Source organism: Gilvimarinus xylanilyticus (assembly GCF_024195295.1).
Classification (GTDB): domain Bacteria; phylum Pseudomonadota; class Gammaproteobacteria; order Pseudomonadales; family Cellvibrionaceae; genus Gilvimarinus; species Gilvimarinus xylanilyticus.
Genome location: NZ_JAMFTH010000003.1, coordinates 34,097 through 47,066, shown reverse-complemented (window position 1 = coordinate 47,066; position 12,970 = coordinate 34,097). Strand labels below are relative to the sequence as shown.

Here is a 12,970-nt window from a genome sequence, read left to right as displayed (position 1 = left end):
GGCCTCGGTTAGGGGAAAGCCCAGAACTGAGTTGATGATGCGGGGTGGAGCAGCCTGGTAGCTCGTCGGGCTCATAACCCGAAGGTCGTTGGTTCGAATCCAGCCCCCGCTACCAAATTTAAGCGTTAGGGTTTAAGCTAAGCACTGACGCGTGACCACAGCAGGTGGTCGGCCAAGCGAGCAGCTGGCCATACAGGCTGATGATTTATCAGCCAGGCGCCGCAGTGATGTATGGCGTATTCGGGGCCCCTGCTAGGGGCTTTTTTGTATCTGAAAGTCAGTGGTCTGCCACTGCCGCAGATAGTACGCAGAAGCGACTGTAGTACTGTTTTAAAAGGTGGGCCTATGGCCCATTTTTTGTTTCTGGCGCAGTGTCGGCGCACAATCAGTGGAGATTCATTATGGCGTCTGTAGAAGAGCGTTTGACGACGATGTTTGCGCCGGCTGTGGATGCGCTGGGCTGCCAGTTGTGGGGGGTTGAATATCTCACCGGTGGCCGCACCAAAGTACTGCGGGTGTATATCGATAAGGCGGACGGCGTACAGGTTGAAGATTGCGCCCAGGTCAGCCGTCAGTTAAGCAGTTTGATGGATGTGGAAGATCCGATTGCGGGCGAGTACACCCTGGAGGTGTCATCCCCAGGTATGGATCGACCGCTTTACACTCTGGAGCAGTTTGCGCAATACCAGGGGCAGATTATTGCTGTTAAATTGCGGGTTCCGTTTGATGGACGGCGCAAATTTAAGGGCTTATTAAGCGGCATTGAGGATCAGGATGTCGTGATGCAGGTGGATAACGAAGAGTATCTCCTGCCCATTGAATCGATTGAAAAAGCAAACATAGTCCCCCAGTTCTGATCGCCGCGCGATTGGAAACAGGAGTTAACGAGGCAAGCTCATGAACAAAGAAATTTTGCTGGTCGCCGATGCCGTTTCGAACGAGAAAGGCGTTGACAAGGATGTGATCTTTGAGGCGATTGAAAGTGCGCTGGCTATGGCCACCAAAAAACGCTTCGATGAGGATTCTACCATCGAGGTGAATATTGATCGTGCCTCGGGGGACTATGAAACTTTCCGCAGTTGGGAAGTCGTGGCCGATGATGTGCTGGCCGAGCTGGGCACCCAGTTGACCACCGAAGAAGCCGCCGAAGTAGATCCCGCTTTGCAGGTGGGGGACATTCACCGCGAAAAAATTGAAAATGTCGACTTTGGTCGCATCGCGGCGCAAACCGCCAAACAGGTTATTGTGCAGAAAGTTCGCGAAGCCGAACGTGCTCAGATGGTCGACGAATACCGCGACCGCGTGGGCGAGCTGATTAACGGTACGGTTAAAAAAGTGACTCGCGACAGCATTATTGTCGATTTGGGCAACAATGCCGAAGCGCTGTTGCCGCGCGATCAATTAGTGGGGCGTGAAATTTTCCGCATGGGTGATCGGGTACGTGCCTACTTACAAGAGGTTCGTTCTGAAGCTCGCGGTCCGCAACTGTTTCTGAGCCGTTCTTGCCCGGAAATGCTGATCGAGCTGTTCAAAATTGAAGTGCCGGAAATCTCCGAAGGTATTATTGAGATTAAAGGCGCGGCCCGCGACCCGGGCCTGCGCGCCAAAATTGCGGTTAACACTAATGACGGTCGTATTGATCCCGTAGGCGCGTGTGTCGGTATGCGTGGTTCGCGCGTCCAGGCAGTGTCTAACGAGTTAGGTAACGAGCGAGTTGATATTGTGCTGTGGGATGATAACCCCGCGCAGTTCGTTATTAATGCGATGTCGCCCGCCGAAATCGAGTCGATTGTGGTGGATGAAGATACCAACTCAATGGATCTGGCCGTTGGCGAAGAAAACCTGGCGATGGCCATTGGCCGCGGCGGGCAGAATGTGCGCCTGGCTTGTGACTTGACCCAGTGGAACATCAACGTCATGAGTAACGCCGAGTGGGAAGAGAAGCAAGAAGCGGAAACCGGCGGCTATATTCAAGTGTTTATGAACGCTCTGGATGTGGATGAAGACGTTGCCCAGGTGCTGGTGGAAGAGGGCTTTACCAGCATTGAAGAAGTGGCTTATGTGCCGCTCGATGAAATCGCCTCCATTGAAGGCTTTGATGAAGACGTGGCCGAAGAATTGCGCGCTCGTGCGAAAGACGCTTTGTTGACTCAAGCTTTGGCGTCTGAAGAGCAGCTGGAGGGCGCCGCCCCGGCCGACGACCTTCTGAATATGGAAGGTATGGAAAAAGAGCTGGCGGTCATTTTGGCCAGCCGCGGTATCGTAACCATGGAAGATCTGGCCGAACAGGCCATTGATGAGTTACTGGATATCGAAGGCGTGGATGAAGAGCGAGCTGCCGCCCTGATTATGAAAGCCCGCGAGCCCTGGTTTGCCTGATCGATCCGTAGTGTGACTAGCGGTAGGTAAGGCAAAATTTAAAACTGAGGATATGTAATGGCAGAAGTAAAAGTAAGCGAACTCGCCAAGTCAGTGGGAACTCCCGTTGAGCGACTGCTTAAACAAATGCAGGAAGCTGGGCTGAAGCATACCACTGAGGATGCGTTGGTCTCTGATGAAGAGAAGCAACAGTTGTTGGCTTATTTGAAAAGCAGCCACGGCGAGTCGGCGCCCGATGCCGAGCCGCGCAAAATTACTCTGAAGCGTAAAACCACTACTACCCTGAAAGCGGGCGGCCGTAAAACGGTCAATGTAGAGGTGCGCAAAAAGCGCACCTACGTAAAACGCAAGCAGGAAGAAGAGGCGCCGGAAGCCGAGGAAACTCAGGTAGCCGCCCAGGCCGCTCCCGAGCCCGAGGTTGAGGTAGAGCCCACGCCGGTGCCCGAGCCGCAACCGGCTCCAGAGCCTGAACCAGAACCCGAGCCGGAACCGGAGCCCGAGCCCGAAGTGGCCGAGCCTGAGCCCGTCGCCGAGCCCGCCCCGGCACCTGCGCGTAAATCGTTTGTCGATGATATTGAAGAAAAGCGTCAGGCTGCGATGGAGCGTCGCAAGGCCGAAGAGGCCGCGCGCGAAGCGGAATTAAAAGCGGCCGAAGAGAAAAAAGCGGCCGAGAAAAAAGTGGCTGAGCAGAAAGCCGCCGAGCAAAAAGCGGCGCCCAAACCCGCAGCACCTGCTGCAGAAGATGCGCCTGGTCCGGCTAAACCGGACACCAAGCACGGTCGCAAGAAAGAGCGCCGCGGTAACTTTGACGATGACGACGGCACGCCGCGCGCCAAGCGAGCTGGCAAAGCCGGTAAAAAAGGCATGGGCCCCAAAAAATCATCCAAAGCCGATTTGTATGAACTGGCAGAAGACGATGATGATTCAGCGTTTATGCAGCGTCGCCGCGCCGCGCGTGCCGCGCACAAAGCCTCAAACAAACACGGCTTTAAAAAGCCTACGCAGAAGATTGTGCACGAAGTAGAAGTTCCCGAAACCATTACTGTGTCAGATTTGGCGCAGCGTATGACCGTTAAAGCCGGTGAAGTGATTAAGCAGCTGATGAAGCTGGGCGTTATGGCCACCATCAATCAGCCGTTGGATCAGGAAACCGCGCAGCTTGTGGTTGAAGAAATGGGCCACCAGGCGAAGCTGGTCAGCGAAGATGATATTGAAAATGATCTGGAAGCTCAGGTTAAAGTCGATGGTGAAGAGAAGCACCGCGCGCCTGTGGTGACCGTTATGGGTCACGTTGACCACGGTAAAACCTCGCTGCTCGACTATATTCGTAAAGCCAAGGTGGCAGCCGGCGAAGCCGGTGGTATTACCCAGCACATTGGTGCCTACCGGGTTAAAACCAGCCAGGGCGAAATCGCCTTTTTGGATACTCCGGGCCACGCCGCTTTTACCGCGATGCGCGCGCGCGGCGCCCAGTGTACCGACGTGGTTATTCTGGTGGTGGCTGCCGACGATGGTGTAATGCCCCAGACCGAAGAGGCCGTAAACCATGCTAAGGCTGCCGGTGTGCCTTTGGTTGTCGCGATTAATAAGTGCGATAAAGAAGCCGCTGATCCGGATCGCGTGAAAAACGAACTGGCCGCCAAAGAAGTCATCCCCGAGGATTGGGGCGGTGATACTCAGTTTATCGAAGTGTCGGCGCACACTGGCGACGGTATTGATGAGTTGTTAGAAGCCGTGTCTCTGCAAGCCGAGCTGCTGGAGCTGACCGCCGTAGAAGACGCGCCCGCCCAGGGTGTTGTGGTTGAGTCCCGGGTGGACAAAGGCCGTGGTGTAGTGGCGACTTTGCTGGTGCAGCAAGGTACCCTAAAGCACGGCGATCTGGTGCTGGCCGGCCAGAGCGTGGGGCGTGTTCGCGCCGCGATGAACGAGCTGGGACAGCAGGTTAAAAACGTCGGGCCTTCATCGCCTGTGGAAATTTTAGGCTTGGATTCCGCGCCCAGTGCTGGTGATGAGTTTGTGGTGCTGGACGATGAGCGCAAAGCTCGCGAAGTGGCCGAATTCCGCGCCGATAAAGAACGCAAAGAGCGCTTGCAGCGTCAACAGGCCGCCAAACTGGAAAACATGTTCGCCGGTATGGACGGCGGTGAGAAGAAAGTGCTTTCGGTTGTGGTTAAGGCCGATGTGCGCGGCTCACTGGAAGCCATCCTGGCCTCGCTGGGTGAGATTGGTAACGACGAAGTTGAAGTGCAGGTGGTGTCTTCCGGTGTGGGTGGCATTACCGACAATGACGTCAACCTGGCTCTGACGGCGAACGCCATCGTTATCGGCTTTAACGTTCGTGCGCCGGGTAGCACTCGTCGCTTGGCCGAGCAAGAGAGCATTGAAATCCGCTACTACAGCATTATTTATCAGCTGTTGGATGATGTGAAAAGTGCTCTGTCCGGCATGCTCGACCCCGAGCGAGTGGAAGAGATTGTGGGTATTGCCGATGTTCGCGAAGTGTTCAGCTCACCCAAGTTTGGTCAGGTGGCCGGCTGTATGGTGACCGAGGGCAATGTTTACCGCAACAAGCCTATCCGGGTACTGCGCGATAACGTGGTGATCTTTGAAGGTGAGCTGGAATCGCTGCGTCGCTTTAAAGATGACGTTAACGAAGTGCGTAACGGTATGGAGTGTGGTATCGGCGTGAAGAACTACGACGTTAAGGTCGGCGACCAGATTGAAGTCTTTGAAGTGAAAGAAGTGGCGCGCGAACTTTAAAAAAGCGGCGTGTATTGCTTAATGCCCCGGCGTTTTTTGCGTCGGGGCTTTGTCGTCTTTAACAGACAGGTAAAAAAATGCCTAGAGAATTTGCCCGTGCCGACCGAGTGGCCGATGCCATTCAGCGTTATCTGGCCAATATGATTCAACAGGAAATACGCGACCCACGCGTGGGAATGGTGAACATCAACAGCGTCACCATCAGCCGGGATATGGCCTATGCCAAGGTTTACATTACTGTGGTGGGCGGCGATGAACAAGAGGGGCGCACCAGCGCCGAAGTACTGAATAAAGCCTCGGGCTTTTTGCGCACTCTGCTCGCCAAAGAGCTGGACATGCGCACCGTGCCCAAGCTTAATTTCAACTATGACCACACTTCAGTGCGTGGCCAAGAGCTGTCTTCGCTGATCGATCGCGCCGTTGCGGCCGATAAAGCCAAATCGGCTGACGAGGACGAATAATGGGGCGCAAGCGTAAAGGGCGTGCGATTGATGGCGTCTTGTTATTGGACAAGCCTCTGGGGCTCAGCTCAAATCACGCCCTGCAGCGGGTGAAGCGTTTATTTTTTGCCGCCAAAGCCGGTCACACCGGTAGCTTAGACCCTTTGGCCACGGGCGTTTTACCGATCTGTCTGGGTGAGGCGACCAAGTTTTCGCAGTTTTTACTGGATGCGGATAAGACCTATCTGGCCACTTTTGTTCTGGGTGAGAAGACTGCCACCGGCGATGCCGAGGGCGAGGTGCTTGAGGCCCTCAGTGCCGAGGCTGTGACAGAAGCCCAAGTCGCCGATGCCATCCAGGGTTTTCTGGGCGAAATTGGACAAGTGCCGCCTATGTACTCGGCACTTAAACAAAATGGCCAGCCCCTGTACAAGCTCGCCCGCCAAGGTATAGAAGTTGAGCGGGACGCGCGCCGGGTCGAGATTTTGGATTATCGTCTGCTCGCCTTTCGTCCCGGTATCCGCGCCGAGGTGGATGTGGAAGTTCACTGCAGTAAAGGCACCTACATCCGCTCACTCGCCGAGGACCTGGGTGAAGTGCTGCAGGTGGGTGGGCATGTCAGCGCCCTGCGCCGGACTTTTACCGGCGGTTTTGAGATCGACCAGTGTATTACGCTTGAGGCGCTCAGCGAAGAGCGTGGCGAGGGGCGCGCCGAAACCCTGGATCACCACCTGCTGCCCACCGACACCCCGGCCGATCACTTGGCCAAGGTGGCGCTAAACCGTGACAGCGCCTATTATTTTCGCCAGGGCAATCCGGTAATGGATGCCCAGGTCTATCGCGCCGGCGAAGAAGGTGATATGGTGCGTGTCTTTTGTGAAAGTGGCCAATTTTTAGGCGTTGCGGTCATTGACGAGGGGCGGGTAGCGCCCAAGCGCCTGGTCGCCAGCGCTGCAACTGGCGCATAAAACCAATTTGCCGGCTTCGGTTGGCAAACCACCTGCCTCGCGCGGGTGTTCTCTCTGGCCTGCCTGTAAATATGCACGGGTACGGCTGTAATCAACGCATATTGAAAGAGGAAATGACAATGGCACTAAGTGCACAAGAGAAAGCTGAAATCGTAAAAGAGTATCAACAAGCCGAAGGTGATACTGGCTCACCGGAAGTTCAGGTTGCACTGTTGACCTTTAACATCAACAAACTGCAAAACCACTTCGCGGGCCACAAGCAAGATCACCATTCGCGTCGCGGTTTGATCCGCATGGTAAACCAGCGTCGCAAGCTGCTGGATTACCTAAAAGGTAAAGATACCAGCCGTTACGCTGCCCTGATCCAAAAACTGGGTCTGCGCCGCTAATTGCAAAGTGCCCGCATTTGCGGGCACTTTTTTGTTGGATATCGGTATTTAGCTGACAGAAAGCTTGCGTATAAAGAAACGCATTATTGGTAAGTAAAGGATAGAAGAGTGAATCCGATTATTAAGAAATTTCAGTATGGTGATCAAACCGTAACTCTGGAAACCGGCCGCATCGCGCGTCAGGCAACTGGGGCGGTGATGGTCACCATGGGCGAGACAGCCGTTTTATGTACTGTGGTAGGCGCCAAAGAAGCCAAGCCGGATCAAGCGTTTTTCCCGCTGTCGGTCCACTATCAGGAACGTGCCTACTCAGCCGGTAAAATCCCCGGCGGCTTTTTTAAGCGCGAAGGCCGTCCTTCCGAAAAAGAAACCCTCACCTCGCGTCTGATCGACCGTCCCATCCGCCCGCTGTTCCCCAACGGCTACATGAACGAAGTTCAGGTGGTGTGTACGGTCATGTCTACCTGTAAAACCGTAGATCCGGACATTCCGGCCATGATCGGTACGTCAGCGGCCCTGGCCGTTTCTGGTATTCCGTTCGCGGGCCCCATCGGCGCCGCGCGTGTGGGTTACACCCAGGACGCCGGTTACCTGCTGAACCCCAGCTACGAACAGCTGAAAGGCTCTGAGCTGGACATGGTTGTAGCCGGTACCTCTGAAGCGGTACTGATGGTTGAGTCAGAAGCCAATGAGCTGCCCGAAGACATTATGCTGGGCGCGGTTTTGTTTGCTCACCAGGAAATGCAAGCCGTGGTTCAGGCCTGTGCCGAACTGGCGCGCGACGCCGGTAAGCCCAAGTGGGAGTGGCAGCCAGAGCCCGAAAACACCGCTCTGACCGATGCCATCAAGCACGGTTTTTCCGAGTCTATCGGTGTTGCCTACCGCATTACCGACAAGGCCAAGCGCTACGATCGTCTGTCTGAGCTGCGTAACCAGGCCGTTGAAGAGCTGGCCAAAGAAGACGGCGATGTTTCAGCCGATGAAGTGAAAAAAGTCTTCGGCAAAGTCGAAAAAGCCATTGTCCGCGACCGCATTGTCGCCGGTGAGCCCCGCATTGATGGCCGCGACGCCAAGACTGTGCGCGGTATCGAAGTCGAAGTCGGTGTATTGGGTAAAGCCCACGGCTCGGCGCTCTTTACCCGCGGCGAGACTCAGGCGCTGGTTGTGGCCACTTTGGGTAATGCGCGCGATGCACAAATCATCGATGCCCTGGAAGGCGAGCGCAAAGATCCTTTCATGCTGCACTACAACTTCCCTCCCTACTCGGTGGGTGAGTGTGGTCGTATGGGCGCAACCGGCCGTCGCGAGATTGGTCACGGTCGTCTGGCCCGTCGCGGTATTGGTGCGGTGCTGCCCGATCAGGAATCCTTCCCCTACACCATGCGCGTGGTGAGCGAGATTACCGAATCCAACGGTTCCAGCTCTATGGCCTCTGTGTGTGGTTCGTCTCTGGCGCTGATGGACGCCGGTGTGCCTTTGAAAGCGCCGGTAGCCGGTATCGCTATGGGCTTGGTTAAAGACGATGAAAAGTTTGCCGTTTTGACCGATATTCTGGGCGACGAAGACCACCTAGGCGATATGGACTTTAAAGTGGCCGGTACCACCTCGGGTATTACCGCGCTGCAGATGGACATTAAAATTGAAGGCATTACCGAGCAGATTATGGAGATTGCCCTGGAGCAAGCTCTGCAAGCTCGTCTGCACATTCTCGCCGAGATGAACAAGGTCATTGCCGAGTCGCGCGAAACCGTTAGCGAAAACGCGCCGCGCTTCGAAACCATGAAGGTGCATCCGGACAAGATCCGCGACATCATCGGTAAAGGCGGTGCAACTATCCGTTCAATTACCGAAGAGACTGGCGCTTCAGTGGATATTGAAGACGACGGCAGCGTGAAGGTTTACGCCGATGACAACGCCGCTCTGCAAGCGGCTGTAGATCGCATCCTGGGTATTACCGCCGAAGCTGAAATTGGTGAAATTTACGAAGGTACTGTGGTTCGCATTGTCGACTTTGGTGCGTTTGTAAACTTCCTGCCGGGCAAAGACGGTCTGGTACACATCTCGCAAATCGCCGAAGAGCGCGTTAACAGTGTTAGCGACTACCTCAAAGAAGGTGAAGTGGTGAAGGTGAAGTGCCTGGACGTCGATCAGCGCGGTCGTATTAAGCTGTCGATTAAAGAAGCAAAAGCGGAAGAAGCCGAGCAAGCGCCGGCCGAAGCCCCTGCTGCAGAAGAACCCAATAAAAGCGAATAAGCTTTTGTCGGGATCAAAAAAACCGCGTCATTGACGCGGTTTTTTTATGCCTGATGTTTAGCGCCATTTGGCTACCAGCGCATAAAAGGGTTGAGTAGGCGATAAAAGCCGCTGACAAAATAAATTGGCGCATCTAAAACCGTCAGACAAATGCAGTCCTCATTTTGCAGCGCCGTGGGCGTGTGTCGGTGACTGGCGTCGCGGGTAACAAAGTCGCCTTTATGGTAAACCCCCAGCTCGTCGGAAAATCCGCCGCTCAGGATGACTGTAGTTTCTTGGCCGCGATGGGAGTGTGGCGGTACTTTTGCACCGGCGCGTATTTTTTGCAGCGCGACGCGTACCCCCTGTCCCGCCAGCTGCTTGGTCAGATCATACTCGGCAATATCTTTCGTTTGCTTGCGCCAGGGTATCGCATCAAAACTATCGGGCAGCAGGTTCTGCAGAGGGTTGTAGAGCCTCGATTGAACTTTTGTCGTTATCTGCGGCTCGGGTTTTGCGTCTAGGGTATCCATAAAATCGTCGAAACCCTGTACCTCTACAGCCTGGGGATCGCTTTGCGCCAATAGGGTTCCGCCTAGAGCGTTCAGTTGCTCAAGCTGCCCGCGGCACTGGCCACACATAAATAGGTGTACCGCCACAGCCAGTGACTGCGCCAGTGAAAGCGACCCTGCTGAGTAATCCATGAGGGTGATTTCATCGGGATGGTAACCACTCATAGCTCTTTTGCCTCTAACATCACTCGAAGTTTTTGCATCGATAAACGTAATCTTCCCTTGAGCGTGCCCAGGGGAATATTCAATTCGGCGGCCACCTCCTGGTGGGTTTTGCCTTCGTAGTAAACTTTTTTCACCGCAATCATCTGCTCTTCGGGTAGCTCGGAGATCGATTTGCTTAGATGACGCTGAGCAGATAGCTGTTGAATCGAACTGACGGTGTTATCTTCAGAAGGAATCTGCCACAACTCTTCGGTCTCGACTTTAATTTCCGCCTGCATACGTCCGGCTTTGCGCAATAGATCAATTCGCTGGTTTCGCGTGATGGTAAAAATCCAGGTAGAAACTGACGCCAGTGAGTCGGCGTATTTATCAGCGCTGCGCCACACGCTGGTCATGACCTCTTGGACCAACTCGTCGGCCTGCTGGCTGACACCCTGATTCATCGCATAGGCCTTAATACGAGGCGCGAAGTGATCGTAAATCTGCCGAAAGGCCTCCCGGTCGCGGTGGTGTGCTACCTGATGCAGTAAATCGACCCACTTTTGCGTGTCTTGGTCTCTGGTTCCGGGGGCGCTCATGTGCCTGACCTTAGATCGTATAACGGATGTCTGTGCCATGGGTGCCTGTCCTCGCTTCGTTTTCTTTGTTTACGCAGGCAGGCCCAGGTTGGATCACCAGCATAGCATGGACAAAGGGTCTGCGGCAGAACCATAAGTCAGAATGAGCCAATTCAGTGGTACGGCCATAATGTTAATAATGATCAATTTAATCGATGCGTAAGCCGCATTTTTTCAAATCAAAGAAACTTTTTTGATCCTGAAATTTTGTAACGGCGTAACTGCCACTGCACGTAAGACTTCTTACTAATTGCAGGAGATGCAAAATGAATAAGCTCACTCTGAGGTACTTGCTAGTCGCCGCGATGGCATTGGGGTTAACGGCCTGCGGTAGCGATGATGACGACAATGATTCACCGATGCCTGAACCGGAACCCGCGCAAACGATTGTTGACGTAGCATCAGACAGTGGTGATTTCACCACTTTGGTGGCAGCGCTGGAGGCCACGGGCCTGGATGAAACTCTGGACGATGAGGATGCAACTTTCACCGTATTCGCGCCCACGGATGACGCCTTCGCTTTGTTGGGGCAAGACACCATCGACGCTCTTTTAAACGACACCGACCAACTCTCGGACATTCTTCTTTACCACGTAATCGCCGATGCCGAAATCGACGCTGAAGCCGCGATTGCCAGTGCTGGCAATACTGTAGAGGTGGCTAATGGCCAGCGTGTGGGCCTGTCTCTCGAAGGCGAGTCGCTGCTGGTTAACCTGTCGATGGTCACCACAACCGATATTCAAACAGACAACGGCATTATTCACGTTATTGATGCTGTGCTCATGCCGCCCGCCGAGCGCGGCGAGCCGAGTATGAATATCGTGGAAACGGCGGTGGACAATGGTAATTTCACCACCCTGATTGCGGCGCTACAGGCTGCTGACCTGGATACGGTGCTGGCCGACGAAAGCGGCAGCTTTACGGTTTTTGCCCCTACCGATGATGCTTTCGACATGGTGGGCGAGGAAAACATTACGGCCTTGCTGAATGACCCGGAAGCGCTTGAAGCTGTTCTTTTGCAGCACGTGGTTTCCGGTGAAATTAACTCCAGCGCAGCCTATGCGGCCAACGGCTCCGCTGTGGAAACCTCTGCGGGTACCGATGTGTTAGTGGATATTGTGGACCGCAAACTCACTGTGGGCGGCGCCAATGTGGTAATGAAAGACATCTACACCACCAACGGTATTATCCATGTGATTGATACGGTAATTGTTGGTGATTTGGAGCTGCCCGAGCCGCCCCAATCGATCGTTGATGTTGCTGTGGAGGCGGGTAATTTCAACACTTTGGTCGCTGCATTGCAGGCTACTGGCTTGGATGCGACCCTGGCTGACCTGGACACAGATTTTACTGTGTTTGCCCCCACTGATGAGGCCTTTGCGGGACTGGGTGAAGACACCATTAATGAGTTGCTGGCCGACACCGAGACGCTAAGCGACATTCTGCTCTATCATGTCATTCCCGGTAATGCAGTGCTGGCCGATGGTGCTATCGCAATTGCCAACGACGAAATGTCAAAAATCTCCATGGCTAACGACGATATGGCGGCCCTGTCTTTAAGTGGTGAGTCGCTCTACATTAATACTGCCATGGTCACCAGTGCGAATGTGATGGCAGAAAACGGTGTCATTCACGCGATTGATCAGGTAATCATGCCGCCTGCGGATATGATGGCTTCTGACAGCAACATCGTAGAGACGGCTGTCGATGCGGGTAACTTCACGACTTTAGTGAGCGCCCTTCAGGCGGCGGGCCTGGACGCTACACTGGCGGACGAGAGTGAAACCTTCACCGTCTTTGCACCCACCGATGCCGCTTTCGATAAAATTGATAGCGCCACCTTGGATGCCTTGATTATGGATACCCCCGCCTTAACTCAAGTGCTGCTTCAGCACGTTATTGCTGAGATGGCCGTAGATTCCGTCACTGCCTTCACTTTAAATGGTACCAGTATCGACACTGCCGCCGATGAAGACGTAAGTATCGAAATTGTTGACGGAATGCTGCAGGTGCAGGGAAGCAATGTCATCATGTATGACATCTATACCAGTAATGGGGTCATACACGTCATCGATACGGTGATTACAGAAACCTTGTAAAATGATGCCCTGAGACCCGGTCCATGCTTGGGCTGGGTTGGCAAGCTCTTGAGCTAGTGCTGCGAGCTTGCTGGTTATATTTAAGGCGTAAATGTGCTGAATTGGCTCAGTATGCTTTAATGTTTGTAGCTTCCCTTCGACTATACCCCATAGATAATGCTCGTCCTTTCAAATCTCAGGTCCTAGGTCCGGCTCTTGAGCTAGATGAGGCCTCTTCTTTGATCTAAGTGCTAAGAATTGCTCCCATGCATACCCCCAATGTTAGGGGTTATGGGCATTGGCGAATCCGCATTATCATAGATCCTTCGGAGTATAATGAGTGCTCCGGCAAACTGTCGCCGTTGAGCAC

10 protein-coding genes and 1 tRNA gene are annotated in these 12,970 nt (G+C 54.1%); 9 read left to right on the top strand and 2 right to left on the bottom strand.

What is annotated here, in order from left to right; genetic code table 11:
* Positions 1 to 38: 38 nt before the first annotated feature.
* The 8 genes from M6D89_RS10785 to pnp all read left to right on the top strand — a co-directional run bounded on the left by M6D89_RS10785 (position 39) and on the right by pnp (position 9,189).
* A tRNA-Met gene (locus tag M6D89_RS10785) sits at positions 39 to 115 on the top strand.
* Between the two features lie 286 nt (positions 116 to 401).
* Positions 402 to 857 (top strand): ribosome maturation factor RimP, encoded by a 456-nt coding sequence (gene rimP / locus M6D89_RS10780; protein ID WP_253968080.1) that lies wholly within the window; start codon positions 402 to 404, stop codon positions 855 to 857.
* Positions 858 to 897: 40 nt separating this feature from the next.
* The gene (nusA, locus tag M6D89_RS10775; RefSeq protein ID WP_253968079.1) at positions 898 to 2,379 is read left to right on the top strand and encodes a transcription termination factor NusA; all 1,482 of its coding nucleotides are present in this window, start codon (positions 898 to 900) and stop codon (positions 2,377 to 2,379) included.
* Between the two features lie 57 nt (positions 2,380 to 2,436).
* Positions 2,437 to 5,139, top strand: a complete 2,703-nt coding sequence (gene infB, locus M6D89_RS10770; protein WP_253968078.1) for a translation initiation factor IF-2 — start codon at positions 2,437 to 2,439, stop codon at positions 5,137 to 5,139.
* A 77-nt stretch (positions 5,140 to 5,216) separates the two neighbouring features.
* Entirely contained in the window at positions 5,217 to 5,600 is a 384-nt protein-coding gene (gene rbfA / locus M6D89_RS10765) for a 30S ribosome-binding factor RbfA (protein WP_253968077.1), read from the top strand.
* Complete coding sequence (truB, locus tag M6D89_RS10760) at positions 5,600 to 6,547, top strand: tRNA pseudouridine(55) synthase TruB (protein ID WP_253968076.1); 948 nt, start codon at positions 5,600 to 5,602, stop codon at positions 6,545 to 6,547. The genes rbfA and truB overlap by 1 nt, the downstream gene beginning before the upstream one ends.
* Before the next feature lie 119 nt (positions 6,548 to 6,666).
* Positions 6,667 to 6,936: a 30S ribosomal protein S15 gene (rpsO, locus tag M6D89_RS10755; protein ID WP_253968075.1), complete on the top strand. Its 270-nt coding sequence runs from the start codon at positions 6,667 to 6,669 to the stop codon at positions 6,934 to 6,936.
* Between the two features lie 108 nt (positions 6,937 to 7,044).
* Positions 7,045 to 9,189, top strand: a complete 2,145-nt coding sequence (gene pnp / locus M6D89_RS10750; RefSeq protein ID WP_253968074.1) for a polyribonucleotide nucleotidyltransferase — start codon at positions 7,045 to 7,047, stop codon at positions 9,187 to 9,189.
* Positions 9,190 to 9,260: 71 nt separating this feature from the next.
* Here pnp and M6D89_RS10745 read toward each other — a convergent pair whose 3' ends face one another.
* The gene (locus M6D89_RS10745) at positions 9,261 to 9,905 is read right to left on the bottom strand and encodes a ChrR family anti-sigma-E factor (protein ID WP_253968073.1); all 645 of its coding nucleotides are present in this window, start codon (positions 9,903 to 9,905) and stop codon (positions 9,261 to 9,263) included.
* Complete coding sequence (locus M6D89_RS10740) at positions 9,902 to 10,483, bottom strand: sigma-70 family RNA polymerase sigma factor (protein ID WP_253968072.1); 582 nt, start codon at positions 10,481 to 10,483, stop codon at positions 9,902 to 9,904. The genes M6D89_RS10745 and M6D89_RS10740 overlap by 4 nt, the downstream gene beginning before the upstream one ends.
* Positions 10,484 to 10,788: 305 nt before the next feature.
* Between M6D89_RS10740 and M6D89_RS10735 the strand changes: the two genes are divergently transcribed.
* Positions 10,789 to 12,621: a fasciclin domain-containing protein gene (locus tag M6D89_RS10735; RefSeq protein WP_253968071.1), complete on the top strand. Its 1,833-nt coding sequence runs from the start codon at positions 10,789 to 10,791 to the stop codon at positions 12,619 to 12,621.
* Positions 12,622 to 12,970 lie beyond the last annotated feature (349 nt).

Excerpts from the sequence above, each read along its gene's own strand:
- nusA (WP_253968079.1), top strand. The coding sequence starts at position 898 with ATGAACAAAGAAATTTTGCTGGTCGCCGATGCCGTTTCGAACGAGAAA.
- rimP (WP_253968080.1), top strand. The coding sequence starts at position 402 with ATGGCGTCTGTAGAAGAGCGTTTGACGACGATGTTTGCGCCGGCTGTG.
- rbfA (WP_253968077.1), top strand. The coding sequence starts at position 5,217 with ATGCCTAGAGAATTTGCCCGTGCCGACCGAGTGGCCGATGCCATTCAG.
- M6D89_RS10735 (WP_253968071.1), top strand. The coding sequence starts at position 10,789 with ATGAATAAGCTCACTCTGAGGTACTTGCTAGTCGCCGCGATGGCATTG.
- truB (WP_253968076.1), top strand. The coding sequence starts at position 5,600 with ATGGGGCGCAAGCGTAAAGGGCGTGCGATTGATGGCGTCTTGTTATTG.
- infB (WP_253968078.1), top strand. The coding sequence starts at position 2,437 with ATGGCAGAAGTAAAAGTAAGCGAACTCGCCAAGTCAGTGGGAACTCCC.
- M6D89_RS10745 (WP_253968073.1), bottom strand. The coding sequence starts at position 9,905 with ATGAGTGGTTACCATCCCGATGAAATCACCCTCATGGATTACTCAGCA.
- rpsO (WP_253968075.1), top strand. The coding sequence starts at position 6,667 with ATGGCACTAAGTGCACAAGAGAAAGCTGAAATCGTAAAAGAGTATCAA.
- M6D89_RS10740 (WP_253968072.1), bottom strand. The coding sequence starts at position 10,483 with ATGAGCGCCCCCGGAACCAGAGACCAAGACACGCAAAAGTGGGTCGAT.